Consider the following 15,849-nt stretch of genomic DNA (forward strand, 5'->3'; position numbering starts at 1 on the left):
ACAGCCGCCGCGCAGCCGGAGCTGTACGGGACCGGTGCTCTTCATTGAACGGGTGCGGGCGGGGATCAGGTCGTCGTCTCGACGACCGGGGCGGGGGTCTGCTCGTCGGCGCGCTCGGCGCGGATCTTGTGGCCGACGCTGGTCAGGCACCGCCCGCTGGCCAGGTCGAAGCGCCAGCCGTGCAGCTGGCAGGTGAGCTGGTCGTCCGCCACGATGCCGAACCGGCTCAGGTCCGCCTTGAGGTGCGGGCAGCGCCGCTGCACCACCCAGTCGCCGAGGGTGATGTCCTCCGCGTCGACCGCCCGCTCGTGCTCGTCGTACCAGCCCTCGGCGTACTGCAACCGCTCCTGGGAGAGGCACTTGAAGAAGGCGTAGACGAACTCGTTGTACTGGCCGATCCGCGCCGCGGAGAACCGGCAGGACAGGAAGAGCGAGTTGACCCAGTCCACCTCGCCGATGTGCAGTAGGTGCTCGATCAGCGCCCGCTCGGTGCGGAACCGGTAGCGCACCTTCTCGTCGGCGTACGGGCGGACCTGCTTGCCGGGGAAGTCCACCACGATCGACTCGACGGTCTCCGTACCCGCGTCGTCAACATCGACCAGGTCGAAGCGGACCGGGCCACCGACCCCCTTGGCCAGATAGATCGACTCGTTCAGCAACGGCTCGATGCGGCGCTGCATCTCCCCCAGGACGTCCACCTCCGGGTGCCGCCAGGACGCCTTCTCCGCCGCGATGATCGGCCGCTTGCGCTCCCGCATCTCCTCGAGGTGGGCGACCTTGTTGGCGAAGAACTCCGCCACGGGCATCGGGTGGGTGGTCTCGCAGCCGTCGGCGGTGACCTCGGCGACGCTGCCCGGCAGCAACACCACCCCGTTGGTGCCACCGACCTTGGCGTACTCGTCCAGGAACACCGACTGGTCGGGGAAGATGTTGCCCTCGTCGCCGTGAATGTCGTTGAACTGCCACAGCCCGTCGTCGAGGAAGCACGGCGGGCCGGCGATCGGGAAGACGTGGTCGGCCTTCAGGTCGTCGATGTAGCGCCAGGTCCGGTCGAACTGCCGGTCCCGCTTCTGCTTGCCGAACGCGGTCTTGGCGGCGTTCGGCAGCTCGTAGACCATCGGATACCAGATCGCACCGGAGAACTGGAGCATGTGCGCGTGCACGTGGCCCAGCTCGGTGAAGACGCTGAGGTCGGTGGGGCGGGCGTCGTTCTGGTTGAGCAGCCGGACCCCGTCGTGCTCCACCCACAGCGACGAGTCCCCGATCGGACCGTCGGTCGGGCTGGTCAGCGCCTGGATCATGACCTTAAGGCCGCCGCCCAGGTCGACGACCTCCTCGTTCGGCGCCTTCAGGAACTGGGTGAAGCCCAGCTCCCGCAGCTCGTCTTCCATCTCCGAGGTCGGGAAGGCGGGCAGCAGTACGGTGGCCCGCTTCGACACGTACCGCTTGAGGTGCGCCGCGTCGAAGTGGTCGCGGTGCAGGTGCGAGACGTAGAGGTAGTCAACGTCGCCCAGCGCCGCCCAGTCGAGTTGGGAGTTGTCGGGGAACGGAAACCACGAGGCGAAGTACGCCGGGTTGACCCACGGGTCGCACAGGATGCTCCCCGCGGGAGTGTCGATCCGCATGCTGGCGTGCCCGGTACCGGTCACTCGCACCGTAGTTCCCCCTTTAGCAGACATAACAAGGTTCACGTCCGAACCTACCGGAGCCACTCTCACCATCACGCCGCGACGCCGGTAGTGCCGTCCATGGGCGACAACGCTCTCCGTTCCGGCCGGCACGGGGCTCCCGGCCTCCCAACGAACCGGCCCGGGAGATGGTCGGACCCAGCGCCGGGGCCGGTACCAGGCGTGCCAGACTTGACCGCGGATCAGATCACGAGGGAAGGACCGACAGTGGCAGGAAGCGAGCCGGTTACGTCTCCGGACCAACACAAGCCCGGGCACCGCAGGTCCGGCCGGATCGGCGCGGTGGTTGTTGCGCTGTCGCTGCTGGCAATGATCTGCGGTAACCACGAGGGCAGGATCGAGGACCTCTGGCTGATCGGCCTCGCCGTTCTGTTGCTGGCCATCGTCGTCGGCGACATCGTGCTCCGGCGCAACGGGCTTCGCCCGTAGCGCGCACCCTCAGCCACAACACTGTGGCCCGCTCCCCGGAGTCAGGGAGCGGGCCACAGTGTTGTTCCGGGTCAACCCGGCGTTGTCCGGAGTCAACGACCGAGCAGAACGTCCTGCACATTCTTCAGGGCGGCGTCAACTTCCTCCTCGAAGTAGCCGCCCTGTACCAGGCCGAAGCGGAGCGTACCCAGGTCGTGTGGGTTCACCGGCATCGGATTCCGCCCCTGCATTCCACCGAGCAGGCTCTCGAAGAAACGGTCGACCTGGTCCGGGTCGTACCCGCTGCCGAAGCGGCGAACCTGGAAACTACGGCGAATCTGGTCAACCCGGTAGAGGTCGCTGCCCGGCGGCCCAGCCATCGGCGGCCCACCCAGAGGCGGCCCCGCCATCGGCGGCCCCGGCACAGGCGGCCCCGGCACAGGCGGCCCAGCCGCAGGTGGCCCCGCCATCGGTGGCCCTCCCCTTGATGGATCAACCCCCCTGGGCGGAGGCGCCATCGGCGGCCCGGAGACCTCCGGTGAGCCGGCGAAGCCGGGCTGCGGCGCCGGCAAACCACCCATCTCTCGCCCGCGCTCCGGCATTCGCATCTCGGTGGTCATATCGGCACGCCCGTGTCGGCCGGCCTCGAATCCGTCAAACCGCGGCTCGTCGGGGCCGTAGCCACCGGTAGCTGGGCCCCGCGGCGGGCCACCGGGACCGTGCGGGCCACCGGGACCGTGCGGGCCACCGGGACCGTGCGGGCCACCGGGACCGTGCGGGCCACCGGGACCGTGCGGGGCGGCCGGGCCGCGTGGCGGTTCATACCCGCCGCGGGGGGCATCGTGGCCACCGGAGAAGGACCCGGTGGTGTCGTCGTACCGGCTGTACGGAGTACCGGGTGGCGCCGGCACGAACCGGGGCGGCATCGGCTGCTGCTCCGGGGCGATGCCCCGCTCGTCGGGTGGACCCATCCGCCCCGGCGGGCCGAACTGTTCCGGCGGGCCCATCCGATCGGGCGGGCCGAACTGTTCCGGCGGACCCATCCGATCCGCTGGACCCATCCGCCCCGGCGGGCCGAACTGTTCCGGCGGGCCCATCCGATCGGGCGGACCCATCCGATCCGCTGGACGCTCGGGCAGGTGGGGGTCAGCGGCCGGAGCCGGGCGGCCGCCCTGTTCCTCCACGTCGGCGAGCTGCCGTTCCACCCGGTCGAGGTGAAGATCGACCTGCCACTCGTCATAGCCGTTGAATCGGACCCGGAAGACGACGTCGTGGACCTCCTGCGCGGACACGGGCGCGCCCACCGGCTGCCCCTCCAGCGTAGCCTCGACCCGGTCGAGGAAGGCGTCCACCTCGTCAACCTTGTATCCCCGGCGCAGCGACTTACGCCGGAAACGCTGACCCTGACTCGCCACTATGTCTCCTGGTCTCGTTCGCTCCGCCGGGTCGCTCTCCCCGGCCCCCACGCTCTCATTGCCCCTCGGCCGCGGCGAGCTGACCACACGCTCCGTCGATCTCACGCCCCCGGGTGTCCCGCACTGTCGTGGAGACCCCGGCGGCGCGCAACCGCCGGACGAACTCCCGCTCAACCGGCTTCGGGCTCGCATCCCAGCGGCTACCCGGAGTGGGGTTGAGCGGGATCAGGTTCACATGGGCCAACCGGCCGGCCAGCAGCCGCCCCAGCAGGTCGGCTCGCCACGGCTGGTCGTTCACGTCCTTGATCATTGCGTATTCGATCGACACGCGACGTCTCGTGTGGGCCGCGTACTCCCAGGCCGCCTCCAGCACCTCGGACACCTTCCAGCGCTGGTTCACGGGCACGAGTTCGTCGCGCAGCTCATCATCGGGCGCGTGCAGCGACAACGCAAGGGTCACGGAGAGGTCTTCGCTGGCCAGTCGACGGATAGCCGGGACCAGACCCACCGTGGAAACGGTGATGTGCCGCTGGGACAGCCCCAGCCCCTCTGGCGCGGGCGCCACCAGCCGGCGAATCGCCGCCACCACCCGGTTGTAGTTGGCCAACGGCTCCCCCATCCCCATGAACACCACGCGAGACAGCCGCGGTGGGGACCCGGCGACGGCGCCAGAGGCGGCCACACCGGCCAGGTAGACCGCCTGGTCGACGATCTCAGCGGTGGAGAGGTTGCGGGTCAGGCCCGCCTGGCCGGTCGCGCAGAAGGGGCAGGCCATCCCGCACCCCGCCTGGCTGGAGAGACAGACCGTCACCCGGTCCGGATAGCCCATCAGCACACTCTCGACCAGCGAGCCGTCATGCAGCCGCCAGAGCGCCTTGTGGGTCGCACCGTCGTCACACGCCAGTTCCCGCACCGGTGTCAACAGCGTGGGCAGCAACTGGCCGGCCAGCTTCTCCCGGGTCGCCGACGGCAGATCCGTCATCTGCTCCGGATCGCGGACCAGGCGGCCGAAGTAGTGAGTCGACACCTGCCGGGCCCGGAACCCCGGCTCGCCCAGTTCCTCGGCCAGAGCCTGGCGGCCGGCGAGATCGAAGTCGGCGAGATGCCGCGGGGGCATCGCCGCGCGGCGGGCGGGGGCGTCGGGGTTGACCGGGGTCAAGGGCAGGTTCGTCATGACCCACCCAGTCTGTCACGCCCGGCCCGGACCACGCCGTTGCGGATCCGCCGGCCTCGCACCGGACCCGCCGGCAACGGTGGTGGAGGCGGGGCGTGCCCGGCGGTGGGCACCGGGTAACCCACGCCTCAGCCCGTCACCGGAACGAAGAGCGCAAGCAGCAGGTACGCCGTCGGGAGGGCGAAGAGAACCGAGTCGAGCCGGTCCATCAGGCCCCCATGCCCCGGCAGCAGGTTGCTCATGTCCTTCACCCCGAGGTCTCGTTTGATCATGGACTCGGCCAGATCGCCCAGGACGGCCGCGGCGGAGACAGCAACTCCGAAGAGCGCCCCCCACCAGGGCGCTACATCGAAGAGCAGCCAGATCAACAGGGCGCCGCCGAGGGCCGCCGCGCTGAGCGAACCCGCCAGCCCCTCCCAGGACTTCTTCGGGCTGATCGTCGGAGCCATCGGATGCCGACCGAAGTTCGCTCCGGCCGCGTACCCCCCGGTGTCGGAGAGCACCACCGCTGCCAGTGTCACCAACACCCGCAGCGCCCCGTCCTCCGGCGCCGCCAGTAACGCGGCGAACCCACCGAGGAACGGTACGTAGACAGCGATCAGGGTGGCCGCGAGGGCGTCCCGACGGTATCCGGCCAGCCCGTCGCCCAGTCGCCACACCAGGGCACCGAGCACCGTGACGGCCACACCGAGGGTCAACGCATCGGGCCCGGCGAACCAGGCCAGCCCGGACACCAGCACACTGCCCGCGGCCAGCGGGACCAGCGGCGGGTGGACGCCCGCGCGACCGACCGCCCGGGTCATCTCCCAACAACCGACCACCAGCGCCCCCGCGACGACCACCACGAAGGCGAACGGGTAGAGAAAGAGAGGCACGAGGATGAGGGCACCAAGGCCAACCCCAACGCCGATGGCCGCCGGCAGGTTACGGCCGGCCTTGCCGGCCGACCGCGGGCGGGCAGCGGCGCCGGAGGTACGACGCCGTCCCGCCCGACGCCGCCCCCGCGGTCGCGGCTGCGTGGCCGGATCGTCGTCCCGGACCGGCTGAAGCTGGGCTGTCGGATGCTCGGACCCGACCGGGGCGTCCGGGACCGGGTTCTGTCGCGCGGTCGGGTAGTCCCGGTCGTCGGCGGGGGCTTGGTGGCCGTTACCCGGGATTCGGCCAGGCCCACCCATCGACTCCGCTGGCGACCGGCCACGCTGGCCGGGATCGCCATGGTCGGAACCAGGGGTTTCCCAATGCCGAACCGTTGCACCGACGTCGCGGGGTACCGCACCGGAATCCGCCTGCGGAACGCCACGCGATTCGGCGGGCCGTTCCCAGCCGTGCGGTTCGGCGCTGCGGTGCGGGTCAACGGGGGACATCACGCACCTGGAGGGAAGACGAAACCGACGACCAGACGCACAACCACAACCATGTCCCCTACCCGAATGATGTTCCCTCTGGTTGACCGACGGATCGGCCAGTCGATCCCCGCCATTCACCGCCGGGTGCCCGAGAATCGAGCCGAGCCTACTGCACCCGCTACCCCGGCATCCGAAACCGCCTCCGCCGGCCCGACCAGCACCGCCAGGACGACCAGCACCGCCAGGACGGCCGGTACGCGCCGGTGCGGCCGGTACGCGCCGGTGCGGCCGGTACGCGCCGGTGCGGCCGGTGCGGCCGGTGCGGCCGGTGCGGCCGGTGCGGCAACGAGCCGCGGCAGAAAGGCGGCACCGGCGGCCCCGAAAGGGCGTGGTCGCCGGTGCCGCGTCAGCAGTCGGGCAGCGAGGTCAGACCTCGAGCAGCTCGGCTTCCTTGTGCTTGATCAGCTCGTCCACGGTGCCGACGAAGCGCTGAGTCAGATCGTCCAGCTCCTTCTCGGCACGGCGCCCGTCGTCCTCACCGACCTCACCGGCCTTGACCAGCCGGTCCAGCTCCTCCTTGGCCTTGCGGCGGATGTTGCGGACCGCCACCTTGGCCTCCTCCCCCTTGTGCCGAGCCACCTTGATCATCTCGCGGCGGCGCTCCTCGGTCATCTGCGGGAGCAGAATGCGCAGCTGGTTACCCTCATTGTTGGGGTTTACCCCGAGGTCGGAGTCGCGGATCGCCTTTTCCATCGCGTTGGTCTGCGAGGTGTCGTACGGCTTGATGATGACCATACGGGGCTCCGGCACCCCGATCGACGCCATCTGCGGCAGCGGGGTCGGGCTGCCGTAGTAGTCAATTATGATCTTGGAGAACATGGCGGCGTTGGCACGGCCCGTACGGATCGCCCCGAACTCCTCCTTGGCGTGCTCGATGGCACGCTCCATCTTCTCCTCGGCCTCGAGGAGGGTTTCGTCGATCACCGTTCTCCTCGCCTCCTTCTATGCTCGTCGTGGCTGGTCAGGTCGGAGGACCGTCGAGGTCGAACCGCTCAGGTGGTGATCAGGGTACCGATCTTGTCGCCGCCCACAGCCCGAGTGATGGTGTCGTCGCCCTGGGCGCCGAAGACCAACATCGGCAGGCCGTTCTCCATGCAGAGGCTGAACGCGGCGGCGTCGGCGACCCGCAGGTTTCGACGAAGCACCTCGGAGAAGGTGATCGAGTCGAACTTGCTGGCGGTCGAGTCGACGCGCGGATCCGCCGTGTAGACGCCGTCCACCCCGTTCTTGCTCATCAGCACCACATCTGCCCGAATCTCCAACGCACGCTGCGCGGCGACAGTGTCGGTGGAGAAGTAGGGCATGCCAGCACCGGCCCCGAAGATCACCACTCGCCCCTTCTCGAGGTGCCGGATGGCGCGCAGCGGAATGTAGGACTCGGCGACCTGGGCCATCGTGATGGCGCTCTGCACCCGGGTCTCAATGCCCTCCTTCTCCAGAAAATCCTGGAGGGCAAGGCAGTTCATTACCGTACCGAGCATGCCCATGTAGTCGGCCCGGGCCCGGTCCATCCCCCGCTTCTGCAACTCGGCGCCCCGGAAGAAGTTGCCTCCACCGACCACCACCGAGACCTGCACACCGCGCCGGACCACGGTCGCGATCTGCTGGGCGATGGCCTGAACAACATCGGGATCGACACCGATCGCGCCACCGCCGAACACCTCGCCGGAGAGCTTCAGCACCACCCGCCGCGCGCGGCCAGGAGGTGGCGCCGTCGGATCCTCCGCCAGCAGACTCCGGTCACTCACAACCTGTGTCATCCTCCCCGCCCTTCACCATGCGTACGCCGCACACGCCGCAAATTGCCGCCACCGACCCTATGTGACGAGGAGGCCGCGGTGCTTGACACGTACACCGGCGACCTCCTCGTCCATGTTCCCGTCCCGAGCGCCGGCAAGCGCTCGGGATCGGCTCAGGCCTGGCCGACCTCGAACCGAACGAAGCGGGTGACCTCAACACCGGCCTCGGCCAGAACCTGCCGCACCGGCTTCTTGTTGTCGGTGACCGACGCCTGCTCCAGCAGGACGAAGTCCTTGAAGAAGGAGTTCACCCGGCCCTCAACGATCTTCGGCAGCGCCGCCTCGGGCTTGTTCTCCTCCCGGGCGGTCTGCTCGGCGATGCGCCGCTCGGACTCGACGACCTCCGCCGGCACCTCGTCCCGGCTCAGGTACTGCGGGCGCATCGCGGCGATCTGCATCGCCACACCGCGCGCGTCGGCGTCCGCAGCCTCGTCGGTCTTGCCGGTGTACTGCACCAGCACGCCGACGGCCGGCGGCAGATCCTGCGCCTTACGGTGCAGGTAGACCGCGACGGTGCCGTCCAGCTTCGCGAACCGGTTCAGCACCAGCTTCTCGCCGATCTTGGCGGACTGCTCCTGGACCAGCTCGGCGACGCCCTTGCCATCGATCTCGCTGGCCAGCAGTTCCTCGGCGTTGCTGACGCCGGTGCGCTCGCCGTGCTCGACCAGCTGCTGGGCCAGCGCGACGACCTTGTCGGTCTTGGCGACGAAGTCCGTCTCGCAGTTCAGCTCCAGCAGGGCGTTGCCGGAGTGCGCGACCAAGCCGTTGGCGGCGGTCCGGCCGGCCCGCTTGCCGACGTCCTTGGCGCCCTTGACGCGCAGAACCTCGACAGCCTTGTCGAAGTCGCCCTCGGCCTCGGTCAACGCCTTCTTGCTGTCCATCATGCCGGCGCCGGTGAGGTCGCGGAGCTTCTTGACATCCGCGGCGGTGAAGTTGGACATGACTCTCTCTTCAGTGGTGAGACTGCGGGTGGGTGGTCGGTCTGGATGACGATGTACCCGGAGCCCCGGCCGCACGGCCGGGGCTGGGCGGGCGGTCACTCCGCGGCGGCTGCCGCCGGCTGCTCGTCAGCCTTCGCCGGCTGCTCGTCAGCCTTCGCCGGCTGCTCGTCAGCCTTCACCGGCTGCTCGTCAGCCTTCACCGGCTGCTCTTCGGCCTTCGCCGGCTGCTCGTCAGCCTTCTTCGGCTCCTCGAGCAGCTCGCGCTCCCACTCGGCCAGCGGCTCGTCGGCGGCGACCCCCGCCTCCGGCTTCTCGTCGGTGCCCCGACGGCGGCCGGAACGGGCGATCAGGCCATCGGCGACGGCAGCGGCCACAACCTTGGTCAGCAGCTCCGCCGAGCGGATCGCGTCGTCGTTACCCGGAATCGGGTAGTCAACCTCGTCCGGGTCACAGTTGGTGTCGAGCACCGCGATGACCGGAATGCCCAGCTTGCGTGCCTCGTCAACGGCGATGTGCTCCTTCTTCGTGTCGACCACCCAGATCGCGGCCGGGAGCTTCTGCATGTCCCGCAGCCCCCCGAGGGTACGCGACAGCTTCCCCTTCTCCCGGTTGAGCTGCAGCGTCTCCTTCTTGGTGTAGCCGGCGGCGGTGCCGCTCAGGTCACCGAGGGCCTCCAGCTCCTTCATCCGCTGGAGCCGCTTGTACACCGTCTGGAAGTTGGTCAACATGCCACCGAGCCAGCGGTGGTTGACGAACGGCTGACCGACCCGGGTCGCCTGCTCGGCGATCGCCTCCTGCGCCTGCTTCTTGGTCCCGACGAAGAGGATGCTGCCCCCCTCGGCGACCGTCCCGCGCACGAACTCGTACGCCTTCTCGATGTAGTCGAGGGTCTGGCGCAGGTCGATGATGTAGATACCGTTGCGCTCGGTGAAGATGAAGCGCTTCATCTTCGGGTTCCAGCGCCGGGTCTGGTGCCCGAAGTGGACACCACTCTCGAGCAGCTGGCGCATGGTCACGACGGCCATGGTTACTCCTTGCGTCCCTGGTTGTTCCGCCCGGCCGGCGGCTGGGCGGCCTGGCGCCCGGTCGTCGGCCGTGGTGGGCCCGACCCAGCGGTCGGGACCAGGGAGCCGCCGCCCCACGGCAAGCCGCGGGGAGGGCGCGCGAGGTCGACCGCGCAAGGCGGTCGCCAGTCGACCAGTGTACGCCACCTCCCACCAACCCCGCGTTCGGGAGCAAGAGCCGCAACACCGGGATTGTCGTGGGCCCCAACAGCCGCCGGACCGGAGTTGGCCGACCGCCAGACCAGGGTTGGCCAGCCCCGACCGGCAGATCAGCCGACCGCGAGCGCCGCCGCCACGAGAAGCACCAGGCCGGCGGTGAGATAGGCCGTCGGCGGGCGCAGCCAGCCGCGACCATCCGGCAACGACAACCCACCGGCACGCAGCCCGTACAGGCCAACGGCGAAGATCGGCACCCCGCTGACGAGGAACATCCCGGCCAGCACGTTCGCCGCCGTCAGCCCCCCGGTCAGCCCGTCCAGCAGCACCAGCAGTGCCGGCACCTCGAAGGCCAGCACCAGGACGGCGAAGATCACCGCCAACGCCGGGCGCCGCGTCCGATAGACACCGTCGCTCGCCGGGGGCGCCGGCGTCGCCGCCGACGAAAGATCACCACGTGGCCCGACCGGCGGCATCGCTCCGGTCGGCAGTTCCAACGGGTTCACCGCCTCCTCGGCGGGGCGGTTCGGCTCCACGATCGGATACCCGCCCAACGCGCTCGGCCGCCCCGGCTCCGCGGCCGAGTCGGCCGCACCGAACACGTCCGCGCTGGAGGCCGAGAGTTGGTCACGTGCCTCCCGTGAGCGCCGCCCCGGCCGGTCAGCGGTGGAATCACCGGTACGCTCCGGGTCAGTCTCGGCCCACCGGGCCCGATAGCCCTCGGTCTCGGACCGAGCGTCGCCGTACGCACCCGTGGCGCTGAAACGCCCGGAGTCGTCCTCGCTGATCCGAAATGCACCGGAGTCCTCCGGTTTAACGAGCCCGCCCCGCCCATCGCCAAAACCGTCGTACCGGTGGCCCCCACCACCCTGCTCGGGGCCCCGGAGATCCTCCTCGCCGTAGTGACTCTCCCCCCGCCATGTCGGCTCCCCATAACCCCGCTCCCGGTCACCGGGGTACCAACGCGACTCCTGATCTTCAGTGAAACTCCGTCGTCCGTCCACGTCGGCACCGTATGCGACCGACTGCGCGGACGCCATTCGCCGGGCAGTCCGCCCTCGGCCTGCACCAACCCACCAACCTCGGTTATCCGGACATCACTCTCCGTACTCAACGAGGTGCTCCGGTCCGCCATCACGCCGGTGGTAGGCCAACGATCGTCGGTGGTGGGCCACGATCGCGCTGCCGAAGGCGGTGTCCTTAGCACGGTGAGAGCTTGATCGTCCGTTCGTCCACCGGTGGGCTCGTCGTCCACAGGCCCGCACCGCCCGAACCACGCCCCGGAGCCGGCCCCGGCACCGTGCCGGGTATGAGCAGACACAACCAGTCGGTGGGCGCATACGGGGAACGCTGCGCCCTCCGACACCTGATCACGGCGGGGCTACGGCCGGTGGCCCGCAACTGGCGCTGCCCGCACGGCGAGATCGACATCATCGCCTGGGACGGCCCGGTCCTCGCCATCTGCGAGGTCAAGACCCGGCGCACCGACACCTTCGGCACCCCCACCGCAGCCGTAACCGGCACCAAGGCCCGCCGGCTACGCCTCCTCGCCGCCCGCTGGCTCGCCGAGACCGGCACCCGGGCCGACGAGGTCCGCTTCGACGTGCTCTCCATCCGCCTCACCGGTGGCCCGCCTCATATCGAGCACCTGAAAGGTGCGTTCTGACATGAGAGCACACCGATGAGCTACGCCCGGGTCCGCTGCGTCGGCCTGGTCGGCGTTACCGGGCATGTGCTGCAGGTCGAAGCCGACCTCGCTCCCGGCCTGCCCACCGTGGCGATCACCGGCCTACCGGACACCGCCCTACACGAGGCGCGCGACCGCGTCCGCGCCGCTGTGGTCAACTCCGGTCGGACCTGGCCCAACCGCCGGATCACCATCAACCTGCTCCCCGCCACCCTGCCCAAACACGGCTCCAGCCTCGACCTCGCGATCGCGGTAGCGGTGCTGGGCAGCGCCGGGGAACTACCCCTGGCCCCCCTGGATCAGATGGTGCTCCTCGGCGAGTTGGGCCTGGACGGCACCGTCCGCCCCGTCCGCGGTGCCCTACCCATGGTCGCCGCGGCTGCCCGCGCCGGGCACCACCGGGTGGTCGTTCCCCTCGACAACGCCACCGAGGCGGGCATGATCCCCGGCATCCAGGTCCATGCCGTCCGCAGCCTCCGCCAGTTGGCCGCCTTCCTCACCGACGGCGCCCCGCTGCCGCAGCCGCCCCCGGTCACCCCGGCGGACCCCACCCCCACCCTCGACCTGGCCGACATCGCCGGCCAGAGCCTGGGCCGGCGGGCCCTGGAGATCGCCGCCGCCGGCGGACACCACCTCGCCCTGCTCGGCCCACCGGGCGCTGGCAAGAGCATGCTCGCCGAACGGCTCCCGTCGGTCCTACCCGAACTGCCCGACGACGCCGCGATGGAGGTGACCTCGCTGCACTCGATTGCCGGCCTGCTGCCCTGCGGTGGGCAGTTGATCCGACGACCACCGTTCCAGGCGCCGCACCACACTGCCACCGTTTCGGCGTTGGTCGGTGGTGGCTCCGGCCTCGCCCGCCCCGGCGCGGTATCCCTGGCCCACCGGGGGGTGCTGCTGCTAGATGAAGCTCCCGAGTTCCAGCGGCGCGCTCTGGACGCCCTCCGGCAGCCGCTCGAGCACGGCCGGGTCCGGTTGGCCCGCTCCCGCGGCACCGCCGAATACCCGGCCCAGGTCCAGCTGGTCCTGGCCGCCAATCCCTGCCCCTGCGCCAAACCAGCGGGCGACGTCTCCTGCGACTGCACCCCGCTCGCCCGCCGCCGCTACCTCGGCCGCCTCTCCGGCCCGCTCCTCGACCGGGTCGACATCCAGGTGACCGTGCGGCCGGTACGCGCCGCCGAGCTGGTGCAGGTGAGCTCGGGCGGCGAGCCCTCCAGCGCGGTGGCCGGCCGGGTCGCGACGGCCCGTGCGGCGGCCCGCGAACGCTGGTCCCGCCTCGGCCAGCAAAGTAACGCCGACCTACCCGGCCCGGTGCTGCGGCGGCCACCCTGGTGCCTGCCCGGCCCGGTCATCCGGGAGCTACGTGCCCGGCTCGACCGGGGATCGCTCTCGGCCCGGGGCTTCGACCGGGTCCTCCGGTTGGCGTGGACGATCGCCGACCTCGACGGTCGGCAGCGCCCCGACGCCGAAGACGTCCGAGAGGCGATCGGCCTGCGCACCGGGGAGGCACTGTGACCACCTGGGGAGAGGCACTGTGACCGCCCGGGGAGAGGCCGGCGCCGGCTTCGGGCCAGCGGGAAATCCGGTACGGGCCGGGATGAGGCACCCGACGAGTGACCCGCGAGCGGCGGCGGCACTCGACGCCGACCGCCTCGCCCGGGTGGCGCTGACCTGGATCGCGGAGCCGGGTAACCGGTCCGTCTTCAGGTTGGTCCAGCAGCACGGCGCGGCTGGCACGCTGACCCTGCTGCGGGAGGGCGGCGCCCCCGAGGAGGCCCTGCGGCAGACCGTGGCAGCCCGGCTCTCGGCCGGAGACCCGCTGGCAGTAGCCACGGAGGCGATGGAGCGCGCCGACCGCCTCGGCGCCCGGCTGGTGACGCCGGTCGATGCCGAGTGGCCACTGCCCGTTGACGACCTACACCGCCTCGTCCTGGCGGGTTCGACCCGCCGGGTCGACCGGGAGACCGCCCCACCGCTCTGCTTCTGGGTGCGGGGTGGGCACTCCCTGGCCGAGACGCTGGACCGGTCGGTGGCGCTGGTGGGCGCCCGGGCCGCGACCGGCTACGGCATCCACGTGGGCACCGAGCTGGCGTACGGACTGGCCGAGCGGGGTTGGACGGTCGTCTCGGGCGGGGCGTTCGGCATCGACGCCGCCGCGCACCGGGGAGCACTGACCGCCGGTGGGTTGACCGTCTCCGTACTCGCCTGCGGCCTGGACCGGCCGTACCCGGTGGGCAATGCCGCCCTCTTCGAGCGGATCGCCGACACCGGACTGCTGGTCAGCGAGTGGATACCAGGGGCGGATCCGCTGCGGCCCCGGTTCCTGATCCGCAACCGGGTGATCGCCGCGGCGACCCGGGGCAGCGTGCTGGTCGAGGCCGCCGCCCGCAGCGGAGCGACCCAGACGATGCACCGGGCCCTGGCGATCGCCCGGCCGGCGATGGTGGTGCCCGGCCCGGTCACCTCCACCATGTCCGTCGGGGCACACGAGCTGCTCCGGCAGTACCCGGAAGCCCGCCTGGTCGTCTCCCCCGCGCAGGTGCTCGAGGAGGTGGGTCGCATCGGTGGGGACCTGGCACCGCAGGTCCGGGGTCCCGTGCGGGTCCAAGACCAACTCGACGACGAGTCCGCGATGGTGTTGGAGGCGCTGCCCCGGCGAGGCGTACGCGGAGTTGACGACATCGCCGGCCGGTCCGGCGTCGGGGCCCGGACAGCGCTACGCAAGCTGGCCCTCCTTGAGGAACTGGGCCTGGTCAGCCGACGCGGCGACGGGTACGCGCTCTCGCCCCCGTTGACGCCGCCGGAGCCGTCGGGGCCATAAGAGCCCCGTCGAGATCTCAGGAGCCGTCGGGACCGCGGAAGCCCGCGAGGCGCCCGTAGGCTGATCGGGTGCGCCGACAAGCAGCTCACCATCGGTGCGCCGGGCCGGCTCACCAGCTGACCCGAGGCCAGGCAGTGAAGCGAGGTCAGGCAGTGAAGCGAGGCGAAGCGACCCGGGCCCGGCACGCGGCGCTCCCCGCGCCGCTACGCGAGGCGGCAGACGACTTCGCGGCCCAGCTGGCCCAGGTCCAGAACCGCTCCGCCCACACCGTCCGGGCATACGTGGCCGATGTCATCAGTCTGCTCGACCACGCCGTACGGGCGGGAGCCCAGACCCCCGCTGACCTCACGCTGGCACAGATCCGCAGCTGGTTGGCCCGGCAGCGCACGACGGGAGTCGCCCGGTCCACACTGGCCCGGCGGGCCGCCGCGGCCCGCACCTTCAGCGTCTGGGCGCACCGCGACGGCCGGCTACCGACCGACGTCGCCGCCGGCCTGGCCAGTCCCCGCGCCCACCGGGAGCTACCCGCCGTACTCCCGGTTGATCAGGCCGCCGCCCTGTTGGAGGCGGCGCACGCGGCACCCCAGGCGCAGCCGACCGACGACGTCCAGCCGGAAGCCGCCGACCCGGTCCGGCTGCGAGACCAACTGCTGCTGGAGCTGCTGTACGCGACCGGGGTCCGGGTCAGTGAGGCGTGCGGGCTCAACGTCGCGGACGTGGACCCGGGCCGGCGGGTGCTCCGGGTGTTCGGCAAAGGGGGCCGGGAACGCAGCGTGCCCTACGGAGTCCCGGCGCAACGGGCGCTCGACGCGTGGCTACGCGACGGCCGCCCCCGGCTGGTCGGCGCTCGGTCGGCGAACGCACTGCTGCTCGGGGCGCGGGGCGGCCGGCTCAACCCGACCACCGCGCGGGGGATCGTCGGCCGGTACGCGACCGCCGCGGGCCTACCCCGGACCAGCCCGCACGGGCTGCGGCACGCGGCGGCGACCCACCTGTTGGAGGGGGGCGCTGACCTGCGGGCGGTGCAGGAACTCCTCGGGCACTCCTCCCTGGCCAGTACCCAGATCTACACCCACGTGTCGGTCGAGCGGCTGCGGTCCGCATACCGGCAGGCCCACCCCCGGGCATGAGCTGGCGGGCCCGCCGCGGTGTTCGCACGCCGATCCTGCAAGGTGCGCCAGGGCGGACACCCGCCACGACGCCCCCGCCGTCACAGCCACCAACCACTGACGCGAACGGGCTACGTACCCAGCCGCTCGGCGTGGGGACGTAGCCCGTGCTTGGCAGGTT

At 71.0% G+C, this 15,849-nt stretch carries 14 protein-coding genes; 5 read left to right on the forward strand and 9 right to left on the reverse strand.

Translation table 11 applies throughout. The features are described 5' to 3' along the window. Nucleotides 1-65: 65 nt before the first annotated feature. Nucleotides 66-1,655, reverse strand: a complete 1,590-nt coding sequence (locus H0524_RS08335) for a Rieske 2Fe-2S domain-containing protein (protein WP_180198140.1) — start codon at nucleotides 1,653-1,655, stop codon at nucleotides 66-68. 195 nt (nucleotides 1,656-1,850) lie between these two features. On the opposite strand from H0524_RS08335, the gene H0524_RS08340 reads away from it, so the two are divergent. Beyond that, entirely contained in the window at nucleotides 1,851-2,117 is a 267-nt protein-coding gene (locus H0524_RS08340) for a DUF2631 domain-containing protein (protein ID WP_026185340.1), read from the forward strand. 92 nt (nucleotides 2,118-2,209) lie between these two features. On the opposite strand, the gene H0524_RS08345 is transcribed toward H0524_RS08340, so the two are convergent. From H0524_RS08345 to H0524_RS08380, 8 genes are all read right to left on the reverse strand, one after another. Next, on the reverse strand, nucleotides 2,210-3,511 hold the full coding sequence (locus H0524_RS08345; protein ID WP_180198141.1) for a DivIVA domain-containing protein: 1,302 nt from the start codon (nucleotides 3,509-3,511) through the stop codon (nucleotides 2,210-2,212). Between the two features lie 55 nt (nucleotides 3,512-3,566). Beyond that, on the reverse strand, nucleotides 3,567-4,685 hold the full coding sequence (gene rlmN, locus H0524_RS08350; protein ID WP_180198142.1) for a 23S rRNA (adenine(2503)-C(2))-methyltransferase RlmN: 1,119 nt from the start codon (nucleotides 4,683-4,685) through the stop codon (nucleotides 3,567-3,569). Nucleotides 4,686-4,813: 128 nt separating this feature from the next. Beyond that, complete coding sequence (locus H0524_RS08355; protein WP_180198143.1) at nucleotides 4,814-6,049, reverse strand: phosphatidate cytidylyltransferase; 1,236 nt, start codon at nucleotides 6,047-6,049, stop codon at nucleotides 4,814-4,816. A 408-nt stretch (nucleotides 6,050-6,457) separates the two neighbouring features. Beyond that, a complete protein-coding gene (frr, locus tag H0524_RS08360) occupies nucleotides 6,458-7,015 on the reverse strand; it encodes a ribosome recycling factor (RefSeq protein WP_018722111.1) in 558 nt (185 codons plus the stop codon). Between the two features lie 68 nt (nucleotides 7,016-7,083). Next, a complete protein-coding gene (pyrH, locus tag H0524_RS08365; protein WP_033660626.1) occupies nucleotides 7,084-7,851 on the reverse strand; it encodes a UMP kinase in 768 nt (255 codons plus the stop codon). Between the two features lie 152 nt (nucleotides 7,852-8,003). Further along, nucleotides 8,004-8,831, reverse strand: a complete 828-nt coding sequence (tsf, locus tag H0524_RS08370) for a translation elongation factor Ts (protein ID WP_180198144.1) — start codon at nucleotides 8,829-8,831, stop codon at nucleotides 8,004-8,006. A gap of 95 nt (nucleotides 8,832-8,926) precedes the next feature. After that, nucleotides 8,927-9,856, reverse strand: coding sequence for a 30S ribosomal protein S2 (gene rpsB / locus H0524_RS08375; protein WP_180198145.1), 930 nt, complete (start codon nucleotides 9,854-9,856; stop codon nucleotides 8,927-8,929). Nucleotides 9,857-10,164: 308 nt separating this feature from the next. Then, nucleotides 10,165-11,091 (reverse strand): hypothetical protein, encoded by a 927-nt coding sequence (locus H0524_RS08380; protein ID WP_180198146.1) that lies wholly within the window; start codon nucleotides 11,089-11,091, stop codon nucleotides 10,165-10,167. A gap of 269 nt (nucleotides 11,092-11,360) precedes the next feature. On the opposite strand from H0524_RS08380, the gene H0524_RS08385 reads away from it, so the two are divergent. The 4 genes from H0524_RS08385 (at nucleotide 11,361) to H0524_RS08400 (ending at nucleotide 15,689) form a co-directional block, all read left to right on the forward strand. Beyond that, nucleotides 11,361-11,717, forward strand: coding sequence for a YraN family protein (locus H0524_RS08385; protein ID WP_018725974.1), 357 nt, complete (start codon nucleotides 11,361-11,363; stop codon nucleotides 11,715-11,717). 15 nt (nucleotides 11,718-11,732) lie between these two features. Then, a complete protein-coding gene (locus H0524_RS08390) occupies nucleotides 11,733-13,253 on the forward strand; it encodes a YifB family Mg chelatase-like AAA ATPase (RefSeq protein WP_180198147.1) in 1,521 nt (506 codons plus the stop codon). Nucleotides 13,254-13,272: 19 nt separating this feature from the next. After that, on the forward strand, nucleotides 13,273-14,559 hold the full coding sequence (locus H0524_RS08395) for a DNA-processing protein DprA (protein ID WP_180198148.1): 1,287 nt from the start codon (nucleotides 13,273-13,275) through the stop codon (nucleotides 14,557-14,559). Between the two features lie 152 nt (nucleotides 14,560-14,711). Then, on the forward strand, nucleotides 14,712-15,689 hold the full coding sequence (locus H0524_RS08400) for a tyrosine recombinase XerC (RefSeq protein ID WP_180198149.1): 978 nt from the start codon (nucleotides 14,712-14,714) through the stop codon (nucleotides 15,687-15,689). Nucleotides 15,690-15,849: the final 160 nt, after the last annotated feature.

Source organism: Salinispora sp. H7-4, from assembly GCF_013416675.1.
Classification (GTDB): Bacteria; Actinomycetota; Actinomycetes; order Mycobacteriales; family Micromonosporaceae; genus Micromonospora; species Micromonospora vitiensis.

What these genes read in the sequence shown, in the direction of transcription:
- H0524_RS08385 (WP_018725974.1), top strand. Translation starts at nt 11,361, where the DNA reads ATGAGCAGACACAACCAGTCGGTGGGCGCATACGGGGAACGCTGCGCC.
- rpsB (WP_180198145.1), bottom strand. Translation starts at nt 9,856, where the DNA reads ATGGCCGTCGTGACCATGCGCCAGCTGCTCGAGAGTGGTGTCCACTTC.
- pyrH (WP_033660626.1), bottom strand. Translation starts at nt 7,851, where the DNA reads ATGACACAGGTTGTGAGTGACCGGAGTCTGCTGGCGGAGGATCCGACG.
- H0524_RS08390 (WP_180198147.1), top strand. Translation starts at nt 11,733, where the DNA reads ATGAGCTACGCCCGGGTCCGCTGCGTCGGCCTGGTCGGCGTTACCGGG.
- H0524_RS08355 (WP_180198143.1), bottom strand. Translation starts at nt 6,049, where the DNA reads ATGTCCCCCGTTGACCCGCACCGCAGCGCCGAACCGCACGGCTGGGAA.
- rlmN (WP_180198142.1), bottom strand. Translation starts at nt 4,685, where the DNA reads ATGACGAACCTGCCCTTGACCCCGGTCAACCCCGACGCCCCCGCCCGC.
- H0524_RS08380 (WP_180198146.1), bottom strand. Translation starts at nt 11,091, where the DNA reads ATGGCGTCCGCGCAGTCGGTCGCATACGGTGCCGACGTGGACGGACGA.
- tsf (WP_180198144.1), bottom strand. Translation starts at nt 8,831, where the DNA reads ATGTCCAACTTCACCGCCGCGGATGTCAAGAAGCTCCGCGACCTCACC.